This window comes from Marinobacter suaedae (assembly GCF_030519635.1).
Lineage (GTDB): Bacteria > Pseudomonadota > Gammaproteobacteria > Pseudomonadales > Oleiphilaceae > Marinobacter > Marinobacter suaedae.
Genome location: NZ_JAUMIS010000002.1, coordinates 599,517 through 614,966, shown reverse-complemented (window position 1 = coordinate 614,966; position 15,450 = coordinate 599,517). Strand labels below are relative to the sequence as shown.

The window sequence follows — 15,450 nt, the reverse complement described above, 5'->3', positions numbered from 1 at the left end:
AAAGCCGGTCAATTTGCTTTTGGCTCGCCCTGTCGTGTCGGCAAACTATCGTCAGGGCCTTCCGCTGGTTCGCGGCCTGGAGCCTCGGCGAGAGGAATCCTGATGGAAAAACAGGAGCCAACACCAGGCTTGCTGGTAACATCAATGCTTCCGCCCAGCCCCTGGATGTATTCCCGCGCCTGAAATGCGCCAATCCCCATGCCTGTCAGCCCTTTGGTGCTGTCGAACGGTTTAAATAACTGAGAGTTGATGAACTGTTCAGTCATACCGCACCCGGTGTCCTGGATGAAAAGGACCGCATTCCCGGTCGCGATCTTGATGGTAAGAGTGACTTCTCCGTCGGGCGGCGTGGCATCTTTGGCGTTTTGGATCAGGTGTCCCAGCACGCTCCGAAGTTGCTCTTCGTTAGCGTTGACGAGGGCGTCTGGCTGGCTTCCCTCCAGTCGGGGGACGGGGTTCTGGTGTCCGTAGTGCTCGACCAGTTCCTTCGTGAGGATCGTGAGATTGAGGATCTCAGTTTCAGCCTTGGTATCTTCAGAGGGGCGACGAATATGATCGACCAGACGAGACATCTTTTTCACTGCGTGATCAGTGGTTTGGATCATATCGTCGATGAACGCGGGATTATCACGATGTCGCGGCGCGTTCTTGACCAGCAATGACAGCTGGGCGATGACCGTTTTCAGATCGTGAACCATGAAAGCCGACGCCTTGCTGACTGCTTCGAACTGCATCGCTCGGGACAATCGGTTCTGGGCGTCTTCCTGCGCCAGCAGGTTACACGTCTGACGCGCGACCACTTTCACCAGGTCAAAGTTTTCCCAGTTCAGCTCCACCTTGGCATAAGATCTTCCTACCAGTGTTATTCCGTAAAGTTCGTTGCCCAGAAACATGGGTATGAGCAGCCACGCATCGTCCATCTGGGCGATTGCGTCGGGAATTTCAATAAGGTCATAACGGACCGGATCTGCCCGGTACTCGTTGAGATCGATGATCCATTCACGCCGTTTGAAGAACTGGGCGAGATCCGAATCCGCATCGATCATTGTGTACCTGGGTGAAGGCTGGTTGATTGATGTCTTCAGCACGAAAGTGCCCTGGTCATTTTTAAGCCAGATAGCGCCAGAGTTACTTTCCACCAAGCCTGCAAGAATGCGTGTGACTCGTTCGGGCAAGGGCGGGGCGTCGCTCAGGTTCGCCAGCTCCCGGGTCATCTTTAACCACTCCTCCCGATAGTCGTATTTGTAGTCAAAGAAGTTACGACTGATGACCACCATGAGCCTTGAGCGTATCCGTCTTGAGAGAATCAGGACCGCCAGAAAGACCAGTGCACCGGTAAAAAACAGGACCTGTAAAGCATCTCCAACATTGCCCCCAAGAATGCGCACGTAATAGCCGCCAACCGCCAGACAGAGCAAATAGGTGCCGGCGAAGATGAGGGTGCTTCCATGAAAAACAGCAGACCGGGAGAGCTGGAAGTCGACGGGCTGCTTTCGGGTGTTGATCACATTGATGGCGAACAGGGGTACCAGCAATGCGTTGACGAACCCTCTGGCGTTCCAAAAGGATTCGTCAACTTGCCCGAATAGCAGGGCGTCGGCATACATGAAGAAATCAAAGGCGAAGAGTGTTGCGGTGCCAATGCACAGGTATTTGATGCTTGAGCGGCCAAAACCGGGTGAATTTCGCCAGATCTGTTCCACCAGCGATAACCCGAGCAGAGCCAGGGCGATCTGACCGAGAACCCGGGCTTTGCCAGTGAGCAAGGATTCGTTGAACGCAAACTCAAAGATTGCCAGCCCCAACAGCAGACTCAATAAAACGGCGGCGGACACGCCGAGTATCCGTTTGAATTGGCCGGTTAACTCGCGATGACGGGATGCATTGCGGAGCATGGCGAAGAGCAGGCCAATCCATGCGCCATACCGGAGCAACTCAAGCAGGTAACGAGAGAAGAAACCCGGAACGCTGAACAGGCTCTGGGAAACCAGTACGCCGGCCCAGAGAGCGGTTACGGAAGCTGCAAGAAAAAGCGCGCGGTCGACCCCTCGCCGCAGGTATCGCACTGCGACCAGGCCCATCAACAACGCATAGGTCAGGGCAGCTGCCGCATAACTGATCACGCTAAAATCACTTAGCATTCATCGCATCCTGCGTTGCCGGGCTCACTGCGCTGTCGGGCAGCGAGCCTCATACGGGTTCTTTGTTATCCCGGTAAAACCGGAAAATTTCCTTGAGCGGTCGCTTCGGTTTGAAGTTGAACTCTTTTGCAAAGGCCCTGCCGTCGATAACCACAGGATACTTGAAAAAGGCCATCAGATAAGACGGAAAACTTCTGAGCTTCAGGACCCTGAGAATGACTGTCGGAAGAATGGGGGGCACGGAAGGGATAGGTATTCGCCGGCAGCCAGCCAGCTTGAGAGCGTGCTGATACGCGACCCAATCCTCCGGAGCGACGTTGAAGATCCCTCGGGTTGGCTTCTGATAGGTTTTTACGATGGCGTCTGCCATGTCGTCGATGTGAATGAACTGCATCATCGGGGAAAAACCGGCCAGAACTGGCGCGTTTTGCCCGGCCAGCAGCGTGCTGATGGAGTTGCGGACACCCGGGCCAACTATGTTGCAGGGCCTCAGAATCGTGATGTTGAGGTCCGGATAGCGCCACAGGTAGATGTTGGCGAGGTTCTCCAGTTCTACCGAGTCGATCAGGTCTGCACTCAGGCCCGCGCTTTTCAGGGGGGCTGATTCGTCAATCAGGGCAGGGTTGTACGCAACGGCACCGTACACGTGGTATGTCGACAGCACCACCACCCTGTGAACGCCATATTTGTGGCTGAGGTCCAGCAATTTCTGGGTGCCAAGGACGTTTGCGTTATAGCGGCGCATCCGGGTCAGCTCACTTGACTGGATGCGTCCGAGGTGAATAACGCCGTCGAATTCATAGCGCCGAAACAGGTCTTCGAAAACGCGCTTGTTGAAGTCGATGCGGTAGCTTGGGATGTCATCACCAAGGTACACCTGTTCGCGGAAATCAATGGCAACCAGGTCGCAGTCTTCCTTTAAGCGGCTGATCACCTGCTGGGCCAGTGCGCCTGCGGCGCCAGTCACGAGAATGTGGGGTCTGCGATGTTTTCCCATCAGAAAAGCCTTGTCCGTTCACTCAGTCCTTTGTCGATCAGGCGGTTGATCTCTACTTTCACCGCTTCAACCCGCTCAGTAACCTGTTCCTCCGGGATCTCCCGGTCATCAAAATACATGGGGGGACCAAAATTCAGGTGCACCTTGGCGGGCAAAATCATGGGCAGGGCAACGGGCACATAGGGAACGCCAAGGGCCTTGGCCAGGGGCTTGATGTTGGCGATGGCGGGAATGGTTTCCTCACAGCCCACAACGCCCACGGGTACAATCGGTGCCTTGTATTTCATGGCGAGGTGCATGAAACCATTGCCGAATCGCTTCAGCTCGTAGCGATCATGGTAGAGCTTGCCGGAACCGCGGATCCCTTCAGGAAACACGATCACGGCTTCGTTGTTGGCCAGCATTTTCGCGCAGTTAACCGGGTCGCCCAGAACGGCCCCGACTTCGTTCAAAAGATTGCCAAGCCACGGAACCGTAGGAAAAAAGCGTTCGATCATGGCGCGCGGGATGCGAGGATTTTCCTTGCGAGAGGCGAGGGCATAGCCAATCAGAAGACCATCAATGGGTAATTGCCCGCTGTGATTGGCAATGATCAGAACAGGTCCTTCCGATGGGATCTGCTCTACTCCGTGGGCCTGCACCCTGAAATAGCGTTCGTAAATGGGTTTGAGCAGGCCAAAGCCGTATTTTATGGCCTCGTTATTGTAGCCCCAGGGATCGTAACCGAGGCTGCCGATTGGTTTTTGGATGCGGTTGACGTGCTCCTCCAGTGCAGGAGAGACGAGCTTCGATTTGATCAACGATGTCAGGCCCATGCCGACTCCCTGTTACCTACAAAATCCGTTACATGCGGCCGATCAGTACACCCACGGTGTGGCTTTGGCCTTCATTCAGTACCCGGTAGTCACCGGCGGCATTGGCGGTTTCAATGCAAAGCATATTCTTCCACGCCGAGTTTGAAAAATCCGATAACCGGGCTGCTTTCTCCGGGCCGGGGTTCCAGACGACCGTGGAATCGCTGCCGACGCTTCTCAGCCGCCTGCTGCCGCCGGGTGTCACGATGGTCAGTGGTTCGCCGCTCTCGTAGATGCGATCTGTTTCTCCGTCGAAATAGACCGCGCCTTCCTGGTTTCGGTATTCCCAGTGATCAAGCGTGTCGATGTAATTGCTGTTGCCCAGTCCCAGAACCCGTGTTCTGTTGATGTCGGCGGTGGGGAAATAGCTGTGCAGGGCCTGGCTGAATGCCAGAGGCTCCAGGTCCAGATTGGTTGTAGTCAGCGCGATCTGGCAACCACGTACCGAAAAATTGAAGGTAATCAGGGCCACCGCATGACCCGTCCAGTACGGCTCAAAATCTTCCGTCGCATCCAGCGAAAGGCTGATCTCTACCTCATGGGCGTTTTCACGAACATCTTCGAGCTTCCAGAGCGCGGTTCGAGCGAAGCCGTGAGCGCTGTCGGCCAAGATGCGTTTTCGGACCTCTGGTGCATTGCGTTTGGGGTCTCCAAACCAGGGCCAGCAAACTGGAATGCCGCCCCGAATGGCACGACCAGGCTCGTAGCGTGCAGTATTGCTCAGCCAGAGCCAGCCCGCATCATCCTGAGGGGTGAACTGAGTCAGGTGGGCTCCCTGCAGGAAGAGTGTTGCCCTGAATAGAGGGTGGTGAACCTCCAGGGCTTCCAGTTGCCCAATTGTGTTCCATCTCGTGAAGGACCATTGGCCCGGCGACAGCGAGAGGGGCGGCCGGTTACTGCTCTCAGACATGGTTCTTATCGGTTTGCAGGAGGTTAAGCGTACATGCGTATAAAGAGAGTAAATTAATTCTCCCGCTGCCGCGAGAACTATGCCTAAAATATGAAAATTTTTTTGTGGGGTGCCAGATGGTTGAGGACGTTGTGAAGGCAATTGACGCCCGTACGGTTGGCCTCGGATCGTCATTGAATGCTTCGTCGGTGGGTTTGGGACTTTCGGCATCTGACCTTGTTGCGGGGATGGATGAGGCGAGAGAATCTTGTCTGAACCAGTTGGCAGACGGGCTGAGTGAGCATGGCTGGATGACCTTCGATGCGTCCTCGTTCCTTGGGCCCCGGTTACTTCAGGCGCTCGCGGCCGAAATGATGCTGCTCGAAAGTACGGATGCCATGAAGAAAGCAGGAGTAGGCCGGGGCTCGGATCATGTACAGGATCGTTCGATCCGGAGGGACAGGATCGCGTGGCTTCAGGGCATTACGTCTCCTCAGGCAGCTTTGTTCGAAAACTTTGAGCGCATCCGTGAGGGGTTGAACCAAAGGCTTTTTCTGGGGCTCAAGCGGTTTGAGTGTCATTACGCGACCTATCGTCCGGGAGACTTCTACCGCAAGCACCTGGACAGCTTTCGCGGGCGCGCTTCACGTGTCGTGAGTCTGGTGTTGTATCTCAATGAGGACTGGCAGCCGAAGGATGGTGGCGAACTGCGCATTTTTAATCGCGACAGCGACCATGAAATGTGTGGCCTGGTGCTGCCGGAAGCCGGACGTATGGCGGTTTTTCTCAGCGAAGAGATTCCCCACGAGGTACTGCCAGCGAACCGAACGCGGTTTAGTCTTGCCTGCTGGTTCCGGCAGGACGAAGTCCCGTTGCCGCTCTGAATGGATGCCCTTTTCGTGCCGGGTTAATAAATGCCGTTGTAGTCGCCGATGCCATTTGCTAATATGCGCGCCGCTTTCGGGGAACATGCCCCAAGCCCGTTATGGTGGCCCCATTGGTGCCTCCGCAACATGAAACCGTGAACCCGGTCAGGCCCGGAAGGGAGCAGCCGCAGCGGTGGAATTGTGTGCCGGAGTGTCGCTGATGGGGGCACCCCCAATCTCCTCCCGTTTCTTTCATTCCCAATAACTTACCGCTAGCTTAAGCGTGCTTCAGTCTGTTAGTTCTGGTGTGCTTCCGTGACACTCGGTACAGCGTCGCGCTTGCTTCTTCTCGAAGGCTGTCCGTGCTATGGTAAAGCCCCGTTTTTGACTGCAGTTGGCGGAACATGAGCTACCAGGTACTTGCCCGAAAATGGCGCCCTCGCACCTTCCAGGACATGGTGGGCCAAGAACATGTGCTTCAAGCACTGATTCACGCATTGGAAAGCCAGAGATTGCACCATGCCTATCTGTTTACCGGCACCCGCGGTGTAGGGAAAACGACCATCGGCAGGCTGCTGGCGCGGTGTCTGAACTGTGAAACTGGTATAACAGCCAACCCCTGCGGCGAGTGTTCCAGCTGTCTTGAGATTCAGGACGGTCGGTTTGTTGATCTGATCGAAATCGATGCGGCATCTCGCACCGGCGTAGACGACATGCGGGAACTGACGGACAACGTCCAGTACGCTCCGACCCGCGGGCGCTATAAGGTGTACCTTATTGACGAGGTGCACATGCTGACCAACCAGTCTTTCAACGCTTTCCTGAAGACGCTGGAGGAGCCACCTGAACACGTGAAGTTCCTGCTGGCCACAACAGATCCCCAGAAGCTCCCGGTTACCATTTTATCCCGCTGTCTGCAGTTCAACCTGAAACGCATGACGCCAGAGCACATTGCCGGGCATCTCCAGTATGTGCTGACCGAAGAGCAGATTCCGTTTGAGGAACCGGCACTTTGGCTGCTGGCCCGTGCGGCGGATGGCAGTATGCGCGATGCACTGAGCCTCACCGACCAGGCCATAGCCTTTGGTAACCAGAACCTGGCGGCCAGTGATGTCAGCAACATGCTGGGAACCATTGATCAACGCGACATCGAGCGCCTGGTCAGCACGCTGGTCGAACGCGACGGACCGGGGCTGCTCACGGAAATCAATCGGATTTCGGATTTTGCTCCGGACTACGGTGTGATTCTGGCCGACCTCTTGTCGTTGTTCCATCGGGTCACCATGGAACAGGTGGTGCCCGGTAGTGCCGATAATGCACTTGGCGACGCCCGGCAGGTTCAGGCTCTGGCCAAGAAACTGAGTGCCGAAGACGCCCAGCTTTTCTATCAGGTGGCGTTGGCGGGCAGGAAAGACCTGTCGATCACTCCCGATGCCCGAATGGGCTTTGAAATGACGTTGTTGCGGATGCTGGCATTCCGCCCAGGCACCGAACGACGCGAACCTCCCAAAATGAGTTCATCCGCCCCGGCCTCCAGCTCGGAGACCAAGGAAGAGCCCGAACCTGCGGGTACTGCGGCATCGGCTCCCGCTGAGACCAGTCTGGAAAAAACATCGGTGGAGGCGGAGACCGCCCCTCAGTCAACAGCGCCAAGTGAACAAGCGAATGACGTAGCCGAAGAGCCAGCTAACCGTGAGCCGGCTGCGCAAGAGGTTTTGGCCGATGGGCCGGAACAGGCTGCTGTTTCCGATGAGTCGGCGGATTTCAGCGCTGCTGGGCCTGGAGAAGCCATCCCCCCGGCAGAGCAAATGGCATCTGAGGATACCGGTGATGATGCCTGGCTGGCCAGCCTGGATGCGCAGGCGGATGCGGAGGCCGGGGATGTGGATTCGTTCGATGATGTGACGCCACATCGAGAGGAACCCACCAGCCAGCCGACCAGCGAGCTGTCAAGCGAGTCTGTAGAGCCGGGTGGCGGGCTGGGTGCTAACCCGGTCCCGGAACAGGCCACCGAGATTCACAGTGAAGCAACTGACGTTGAGCTGCCCACAGAACCAGAAGGGGAGTTTGTCTGGGAGCGGGACTTCCGTTCGCTGGCAATCGTTGGTATGCCCGGAAACCTGGGCAGTCAGTGTTCAATGAGCTGGGATGGTCAGGCAGTCGTATTGACCATCGACGAGGGACACTTCCGCCTTCTGAATGAACGGCATGAGGAAAAGATCCTCGCGGGCTTGAGAAAACGGTTCGGTGGCGCCATTGAATTGCGCGTAGAGGTTGGTGAGCCGGGTCCCCACACGCCGGCAGCCTTTGAGGAGCGACAGAGGGTCGCGCGCCAGCAGGCTGCAGAACAAGCCATCCGACAGGATCCGGCGGTACAGGCCATCGTTGAACGATTCGAAGGGCGGGTAGTCGAAGACACTATCCGACCGACTCAGATTAAGTAGGAGACAGGTGATGATGAATAATATGGGCGACCTGATGAAAAAAGCCCAGAAAATGCAGGAAGAAATGCAGAAGGCCCAGGAAGAAATCGCCAAGGCGGAAGTGACCGGCGAAGCGGGGGCTGGGCTGGTTAAGGTCACCATGAATGGGCGCCATGATGTTCGCAAAGTTGACATCGACTCGTCATTGCTCAGTGAAGACAAGGAAATCCTTGAGGACCTGCTGGCAGCAGCGGTTAACGATGCGGTGCGTCGCGTTGAGGCCAACCAGAAAGAAAAAATGTCAGGCATGATGTCCGGGATGGGGATGCCGCCCGGTTTCAAGATGCCGTTCTGATCCGGGATCAGGTTCATACGAAATTTGAGGAGTCTTCATGGCATTCAGCCCGTTGGTTGATGAACTCGTCGAATCGCTTCGGTGTCTGCCCGGCGTAGGTCAGAAAACGGCTCAGCGCATGGCCTTCCATTTGCTGGAGCGTGGACGGTCCGGCGGTGTCCGTCTCGCAGATGCGCTGGGTAAGGCAATGGATGGCGTCCGCCGATGCGACAGCTGTCAGAATTTTTCGGATAGTGAGACCTGTGGCATCTGCGAAAACCCGGGGCGGCGCACCGGGACGCTCTGTGTGGTGGAAAGTCCCTCGGATTTGCTGGCTATTGAGCAGTCCGGCGACTACCGGGGTGGGTATTTTGTACTGATGGGGCACTTGTCCCCGATCGACGGAATCGGGCCAGCGGAAATCGGCGTGGAGCGCCTGATTGATCGGGTCGTGCAGGAAGACATCACGGAAGTGATTCTGGCAACCAATCCGACCGTTGAAGGCGAAGCCACGGCCCATTACATTGCGGACCGGCTGGACGGCCGGGAGGTTCTGATTACTCGTCTCGCACACGGTATTCCTGTCGGAGGCGAGCTCGGTTATGTCGATGGCTTCACGCTGACCCATGCCTTCCGGGGCCGCAAACCACTCTCCGAATAGCCCTCCAGGAAATTTTATGGCAACTACCGCTGCGGCCGTTGAAGTCCCTCCGGCACCAGAAACCATTGTTTGGCTCGAAACTCCGGAAGCACTGAATCAGTGGCTCGATCGGGTGTCCGGCCTCCCTCTGGTATTGGACACCGAGTTCGAGCGGGTGAATACGTTCCATCCGATCCCGGGTCTTGTGCAGCTGGGAGCCGGTAGCGAGTTTTTCCTCGTTGATCCCGGGATCGCCGAGCAGTCGGATCGGTTCCGGTCTGTGCTTGGTGATCCGGGTGTGATCAAGCTGCTCTACGCCATGAGCGAGGACCTGGAGCTGTTTCGCCACTGGCTGGATCTTGAGCCCCGCGGCGTCATTGACCTTCAGATCGGTGCCGCGCTGGCCGGGGCCGGCTTTTCCGTGGGCTATGCCAGACTGGTGGAAGAGTTATTCGGCGAAACGCTCGATAAAACGGCCACACGCTCAGACTGGCTTAAGCGTCCTCTCTCAGAGGCCCAGCAGCGCTATGCGGTGGAGGATATCCGGTTTCTGGAGCCGCTTTACCGGTGGGTCATTCCCCGGTTGCGTGAGCGGGGCCTGGAGCAGGCAATGATCGAGGAATCGGCGCGATTCGCGCAGGAGCAGAGCGGCCAGGAAAACCCGGAGCAGCATTATCTCAAGTTGCGTGCGGGCTGGACTCTGAAACCCACGCAACAATTAGCGCTAAGGGAATTGGTTCTCTGGCGGGAACAGCAGTGCCGGAAACTTGATCGGCCCCGCAACCGCGTGCTGGCCGATCCAATATTAATTGCCATTGCCGAGCGAATGCCGGACACAGCTCGGGCGCTGTCTGGTATCGATGGATTGCCACCGGTGGTGGTACGCAAATACGGTGAGCTTTTGGTGTCGCTGGTGAACCAGGCCCGGGAATCCGGTGACGCATCAACGTTGAAACGAATCGCACCGCCCCTGACCCGGGATGAGCAGGGTGTATTAAAGGAAATCAAAAAACGTTTCAGGAAATCTGCCGAGGTGTCGGGCGTCCCCATTGAGCTTCTGGCTCCGAGAAAACGACTGGAAAAAGTAATTCAGGATCGTTCCATCAGGGATCAGGCATTTTTCCAGGGCTGGCGGTCGAAAGTGCTGGAGCCCGTCAGGACAGAGATTGAGGAACTACTTAGATCATGAGTGAAAAAGTGTTTGTGTCTGTTTTTCGAAGCAGCAAAAAAGACGATACCTTCCTTTTTGTCCGACGCGGGCAGGACTGGGAAGAGCTGCCGGATGCCTTGAAGGACATCTTTGGCCAGCCGGTTCATTCGATGGATCTGGTGCTGACACCCGAGCGCAAACTGGCCCGTACCACAGGCAAGCAAGTGCTGGAAGCGCTTAAAGACAGGGGGTTTTACCTCCAGATGCCTGAGGAACAGGATAGCTACGTGGTTGAATTCCGGAAGAAACTGGAGCGCCACAAGCAATGATTGCGGAGATTCCATTCTGGCAGAGGAAGCGTCTCGACGAGATGAGTCCCGCCGAGTGGGAGTCGCTGTGCGACGGCTGCGGAAAGTGCTGTCTCCAGAAGCTGGAGGATGAGGACACCGGCGATGTTTACCATACGGACCTGGTTTGCCGGTTCATGGATGAAGCGACGTGCCAATGCACCGTATACTCGCAGCGTTTGCAGAAAGAACCCGGTTGTACGGTGTTAACACCGGAAACCGTGGGTGATTATCACTGGTTGCCCTACACCTGTGCCTACCGGACCCTGGCTGATGGGCGCCCGCTGGCAGACTGGCACCCGCTGAGAAGCGGTGACCCCAACTCCGTTCACGAGGCGGGCGTGTCGGTTCGTTCCAAGGTAATACCCTACGACCAGGTTCCAGAGGAAGACTGGGAAGAACATATAATTCACTGGGTTTTGTAATGATCGATACTGACGCACAACTTGCCTATGGCATTTTTTGGGCGGCTTATGCCGTCGCTTTCGTCATTTTCTTTTACATGATGAAAAAACTGTTTCGCATACTTCCTCTCTACGGTTTGCAGACGCTACTGCTGGCCGCTCTGGTGGCACTGTTGCTCACCCCCGTTGAATCCAAGGAACTGGCTGGCTGGTGGATTCCCGCCTGGCTGCACGGTGGTTACGAGATGATTCTGGGCAATAGTGACGAAGCAGGGCGGGCTCTGTTCAACCTGTCGATTGCCGGTCTCATCATGGCACTGGTCTGGATACTGGATCTCGTCCGTTACCGGTTGACCACCCGTTAATTGTCGGTTGCTACGGTCAGTCTCGCCAGCGAAACAGACGCTGCACCCGAGGATGAACCTTAGCAAGCAGAATTCGTAGATACTGATACAGATCCTGAGCGAATCGAAAAAGGTGTTTGTCCTGTAAGGTTCTGACTTTTATGGAGTTTGTCGACTTCCGAGAGTTGGATGCCAATCAGGCAAACACGCAGATCCCGAATCAACCGAGTCCGAGAAAAAGTAACTGACAGGAACGTAACCCATGAAGTTTACCGGTACCGAAAAATACGTTGCCACCGATGACCTGCAAATGGCCGTGAACGCAGCCATATCGCTCCAACGGCCCCTTCTGATCAAGGGCGAGCCTGGAACCGGGAAAACCTTGCTGGCGGAGGAAATGGCCGCCGCGTTGGGAATGAAGCTGATTCCCTGGCACATCAAGTCCACAACCAAGGCGCAGCAGGGGCTTTACGAATACGATGCCGTTTCACGGCTGCGGGATTCCCAGTTGGGTGACGAAAAAGTCAACGACATCCGCAACTACATCGTGAAGGGCAAGCTATGGGAGGCCTTTGAGGCGGATGAGCAAGTTGTCCTTTTGATCGATGAGATCGATAAGGCCGATATCGAATTCCCTAACGATCTGTTGCTGGAACTCGATCGGATGGAGTTCTTTGTTTACGAAACCCAGGAGTTCGTCAAAGCCAGACAGCGTCCGATTGTGGTGATTACCAGCAACAACGAGAAGGAACTGCCCGACGCGTTTCTGCGTCGCTGTTTCTTTCACTACATCAGCTTCCCGGACCACGACACCATGCAGGATATTGTCGATGTCCATTTCCCGGGGCTGCAGCAGGAAATCGTTCGCGATGCTCTGGAAGTGTTTTTCGACGTTCGGAAGGTGCCTGGACTGAAGAAAAAGCCGTCCACATCCGAACTCATTGATTGGCTGAAACTGCTGATGGCCGACGAGTTGTCCGCAAAGTTGCTGCAGGAAAAGGACTCAAGTACGGCGCTACCGCCTCTCTACGGGGCTTTGGTGAAAAACGAACAGGACGTACACCTGCTGCAGAAACTGGCATTTATGGCTCGTCGCCGCGGCTGATACTCAGCAAGAGTCTTGCGTTATGTTGATTGATTTTTTTCTCGAGGTCCGGCGGGCAAAGGTGCCTGCCAGTCTGCGCGAATTCCTAGATCTGCTGGAGGCGCTTCGAAATCGACTGGCGTTTGCCGATATGGAGGAGTTTTATTACCTCTCCCGGCTTTGCCTGGTCAAGGATGAGCGCCACTTCGATAAGTTCGATCGGGCGTTCAAAGCCTACTTTGAGGGCATCGAAAATCTCGACGATCTCATGGAGCAGCTGATCCCCGATGATTGGCTGCGGGCAGAGTTTGAAAAGCACCTGTCAGAGGAAGACAAGGCCAAAATTGATTCTCTGGGCGGGCTTGAGGAACTGATCGAAACCTTCAAGAAACGCATGGAAGAGCAAAATGAACGCCACGCTGGTGGTAACAAGTGGATAGGGACGGGCGGCACGTCTCCGTTTGGTGCCAACGGCTATAACCCCGAGGGCTTCCGCATCGGCCAGAAGAACGGTCGTCACGGCCGGGCCGTGAAAGTGTGGGAAAAGCGCGCGTTCAAGGATCTGGATGACAGCCTGACGCTGGGCATTCGTAACGTCAAGGTGGCGTTACGACGGTTGCGAAAGTTCGCTCGTCAGGGGGCGGCGGACCAGCTCGACATGGACGATACCATTCGCTCGACGGCGCGAAACGCGGGTTATCTGGATCTGAAAATGGTTCCGGAGCGGCACAATGCGGTGAAAGTGCTGATCTTTTTTGATGTCGGCGGTTCCATGGATCCGCATATCCGGGTTTGTGAAGAGCTGTTTTCCGCTGCCCGTCTCGAGTTCAAGCACATGGAGTATTTTTACTTCCATAACTTTATCTACGAGAGCGTCTGGACGAACAACATTCGCCGGATGAATGAAACCACCAGCACCTGGGATATCCTCCACAAGTACTCGCCGGACTATAAGGTGATCTTTGTGGGGGACGCCACCATGGCGCCCTATGAGATATCCCATCCGGGAGGCTCGATCGAACACTGGAATGAAGAGTCCGGAGCCACCTGGTTCCAGCGAGTGCACGATCATTTCAGGAAGGTGGTCTGGCTGAACCCGCTCCCCGAGAGTTACTGGGGAACTGGAGGATCCCTGGGAATGACTCGTCAGTTGGTGAATGATCAGATGTATCCACTCACCATTGATGGCCTGGAAGGGGCAATGAGGCAGTTGAGTAAATAGAGTGGTGGAGGCAAGGCTTCGACTTCTCGATGGTAAAAAAAGCCCCCCGAAGGGTCGGAGGGCTTTCGGCGTTTAGAACACTTCTTTTCTGCTTCTGCGTCTTGAAACTCCAAGGCCAAGAATACCTAGACCAAGTAACGCTACAGTAGCGGGTTCTGGTACAGGTATCGGCTCAATATTCGCTTTAAGTTTTGAGGTTTTCCACCAGAAGTCGTTGTACGGCTGCGATTTTCCATCGTAGTAGGCCAATGCCGTCACAGTAACTGCCAGCAATCCCGAAGTGTTTAGGCTATCAATCCCATCTGAACCGACATCAAGCCAGCGGATATCGAAGCCGAACTTGTGTGTTCCGTCTACTTCCCACGTGCCGCTGAGTCCATCTCCGGAAATATCTGCGAAGTCATACGCTTTGTCGGCTTCCCAATATCCGTCAGAGAAGCCCAAAACGAGTTTGGCCGATGTCACCAAAAAAGAATCCGGCACTCCATTGTCTCTCAGGTCATGAGTAATGGTTTTGGATTCTCCACTTTCTAGGAAGACATACGGATTATTTTGATCATAAACAAGAAGAGCTGAGGCAGTGTTAGCCAACAGCAATGCCAGTATTGCAGCAAATACTTTCGTTAATTCCCTCATTGTTGTTGTGTCCTGTGCTTTAGGTGTATTTGTGAATACAGCCACACCGATCCACAGGCATTAATCAGGCCCACTCACCAGATTTTGAAGAATTATAAAAGCTAAGGTCTTCTATCGATTAGATCGTTTTTGAGACATGTAAAGTTTGTCGGCTCTTTAGCTGTCGTTTTGTTGGTTTTAGACTCGGAGGTTTAGTTCAAGAGTCCAAACAGCCTGACCTGATAAAAAAAGCCGATGCGGTTGAGGGCATCGGCAAAGCTCGGCATTTCAAACGGGATTGCCTGAAAAAGTAATCCCGCGGTTTCTGATCCTGCAATTACAAGGCCATCGGTAAAAAGATATTTATAATCAGAGATGTAAGCGCCATATCTCGGCAATCCTCGAACCGTTCCGTCTCTTTATCGAAAAACCTGTCAAATTGATCGACACTTCCTGCCGTTTTTGGGTCTGGAGATTCTTATTTGGTGATCTGGATACCGTTATTGGTGTTTACCAAGTGTTACGCTCCCTCTCGAACAGTTACATAAGAATAAAGACCTTCACCAGGAAGGCAGGGGGTAGACAGAGACATGTTCGGTGCTCAAAAGGATCGGAAAGCCGTCAAAACCCGCAGGCTAACCGCAGTAGTCCTTTTCTTCGCAGTTTCAGCGTGTGTGACCTCTCTCATCCGGGCATCGGAACTGGACTCCAGGATAGAGGCGCTCAAGAACCAGGTACATGAGCACAGCGCCAATGTGTTTGCCCTGCAGCAAAGTATTCTTCATCCCGCCAACACCAGACTGGCAGTCTTTTTGACACTCGGGGCCCGGGATACGCTGGAGTTAGACTCCGTTGAGCTCTATCTCGATGGCGAGCCAGTAGCCTCGCACCTATACAGCGCCCGTGAACTGCGCTCCCTCGATAACGGCGGCGTCCAGCAACTGTTCACCGGTAACCTCTCCAGTGGCGAGCATGAATTGAAAACCGTCGTGTCCGCTCAGGCCGCGAATGACCACTTTGTCCGGCGGGAGTCCGTCTACCGGTTCACCAAACGTCCCGGCCCCTTCCGGATTCAGATGAGTCTGGATGCCCAGGCACCGGATTTCGAACCTCGTGTTGTGTTTCATGAGTGGAAATAAC

16 protein-coding genes and 1 other RNA gene are annotated in these 15,450 nt (G+C 55.1%); 12 read left to right on the top strand and 5 right to left on the bottom strand.

The genetic code is table 11. From position 1 onward, the window contains the following. Window positions 1–8 precede the first annotated feature (8 nt). Genes prsK through QVZ43_RS11705 form a run of 4 tightly spaced genes read right to left on the bottom strand, consistent with a single transcriptional unit; the run spans window position 9 to window position 4,902 of the window. Complete coding sequence (gene prsK, locus QVZ43_RS11720) at window positions 9–2,141, bottom strand: XrtA/PEP-CTERM system histidine kinase PrsK (protein WP_302910082.1); 2,133 nt, start codon at window positions 2,139–2,141, stop codon at window positions 9–11. A gap of 49 nt (window positions 2,142–2,190) precedes the next feature. Next, window positions 2,191–3,138, bottom strand: a complete 948-nt coding sequence (locus QVZ43_RS11715) for an SDR family oxidoreductase (protein ID WP_302910081.1) — start codon at window positions 3,136–3,138, stop codon at window positions 2,191–2,193. After that, entirely contained in the window at window positions 3,138–3,953 is an 816-nt protein-coding gene (locus tag QVZ43_RS11710) for a lysophospholipid acyltransferase family protein (protein ID WP_302910080.1), read from the bottom strand. The genes QVZ43_RS11715 and QVZ43_RS11710 overlap by 1 nt, the downstream gene beginning before the upstream one ends. A gap of 28 nt (window positions 3,954–3,981) precedes the next feature. Continuing rightward, window positions 3,982–4,902: a D-hexose-6-phosphate mutarotase gene (locus QVZ43_RS11705; RefSeq protein ID WP_302910079.1), complete on the bottom strand. Its 921-nt coding sequence runs from the start codon at window positions 4,900–4,902 to the stop codon at window positions 3,982–3,984. Between the two features lie 227 nt (window positions 4,903–5,129). Between QVZ43_RS11705 and QVZ43_RS11700 the strand changes: the two genes are divergently transcribed. The 11 genes from QVZ43_RS11700 (at window position 5,130) to QVZ43_RS11650 (ending at window position 13,695) form a co-directional block, all read left to right on the top strand. Then, the gene (locus QVZ43_RS11700) at window positions 5,130–5,765 is read left to right on the top strand and encodes a 2OG-Fe(II) oxygenase (protein WP_302910655.1); all 636 of its coding nucleotides are present in this window, start codon (window positions 5,130–5,132) and stop codon (window positions 5,763–5,765) included. A gap of 111 nt (window positions 5,766–5,876) precedes the next feature. Beyond that, window positions 5,877–5,973: signal recognition particle sRNA small type (gene ffs, locus QVZ43_RS11695), an RNA gene on the top strand. Between the two features lie 178 nt (window positions 5,974–6,151). Beyond that, a complete protein-coding gene (gene dnaX, locus QVZ43_RS11690) occupies window positions 6,152–8,191 on the top strand; it encodes a DNA polymerase III subunit gamma/tau (RefSeq protein ID WP_302910078.1) in 2,040 nt (679 codons plus the stop codon). Between the two features lie 10 nt (window positions 8,192–8,201). Next, window positions 8,202–8,525, top strand: coding sequence for a YbaB/EbfC family nucleoid-associated protein (locus QVZ43_RS11685; protein ID WP_223793387.1), 324 nt, complete (start codon window positions 8,202–8,204; stop codon window positions 8,523–8,525). 37 nt (window positions 8,526–8,562) lie between these two features. Next, on the top strand, window positions 8,563–9,165 hold the full coding sequence (gene recR, locus QVZ43_RS11680) for a recombination mediator RecR (protein ID WP_302910077.1): 603 nt from the start codon (window positions 8,563–8,565) through the stop codon (window positions 9,163–9,165). A gap of 16 nt (window positions 9,166–9,181) precedes the next feature. Further along, window positions 9,182–10,333: a ribonuclease D gene (locus QVZ43_RS11675; protein WP_302910076.1), complete on the top strand. Its 1,152-nt coding sequence runs from the start codon at window positions 9,182–9,184 to the stop codon at window positions 10,331–10,333. Further along, on the top strand, window positions 10,330–10,623 hold the full coding sequence (locus QVZ43_RS11670; RefSeq protein ID WP_302910075.1) for a YcgL domain-containing protein: 294 nt from the start codon (window positions 10,330–10,332) through the stop codon (window positions 10,621–10,623). The genes QVZ43_RS11675 and QVZ43_RS11670 overlap by 4 nt, the downstream gene beginning before the upstream one ends. Beyond that, window positions 10,620–11,066, top strand: coding sequence for a YcgN family cysteine cluster protein (locus QVZ43_RS11665; protein WP_223793391.1), 447 nt, complete (start codon window positions 10,620–10,622; stop codon window positions 11,064–11,066). Before QVZ43_RS11670 ends, QVZ43_RS11665 begins: the two co-directional genes overlap by 4 nt. Next, complete coding sequence (locus QVZ43_RS11660; protein ID WP_302910074.1) at window positions 11,066–11,410, top strand: hypothetical protein; 345 nt, start codon at window positions 11,066–11,068, stop codon at window positions 11,408–11,410. Before QVZ43_RS11665 ends, QVZ43_RS11660 begins: the two co-directional genes overlap by 1 nt. Window positions 11,411–11,651: 241 nt before the next feature. Next, complete coding sequence (locus tag QVZ43_RS11655) at window positions 11,652–12,494, top strand: AAA family ATPase (protein WP_223793393.1); 843 nt, start codon at window positions 11,652–11,654, stop codon at window positions 12,492–12,494. Between the two features lie 22 nt (window positions 12,495–12,516). After that, a complete protein-coding gene (locus tag QVZ43_RS11650) occupies window positions 12,517–13,695 on the top strand; it encodes a vWA domain-containing protein (RefSeq protein WP_302910073.1) in 1,179 nt (392 codons plus the stop codon). 72 nt (window positions 13,696–13,767) lie between these two features. On the opposite strand, the gene QVZ43_RS11645 is transcribed toward QVZ43_RS11650, so the two are convergent. Further along, window positions 13,768–14,331 (bottom strand): PEP-CTERM sorting domain-containing protein, encoded by a 564-nt coding sequence (locus QVZ43_RS11645; RefSeq protein WP_302910072.1) that lies wholly within the window; start codon window positions 14,329–14,331, stop codon window positions 13,768–13,770. Window positions 14,332–14,984: 653 nt separating this feature from the next. Here QVZ43_RS11645 and QVZ43_RS11640 point away from each other — a divergent pair. Beyond that, window positions 14,985–15,449, top strand: a complete 465-nt coding sequence (locus QVZ43_RS11640; RefSeq protein ID WP_302910071.1) for an AraC family transcriptional regulator — start codon at window positions 14,985–14,987, stop codon at window positions 15,447–15,449. Window position 15,450: the final 1 nt, after the last annotated feature.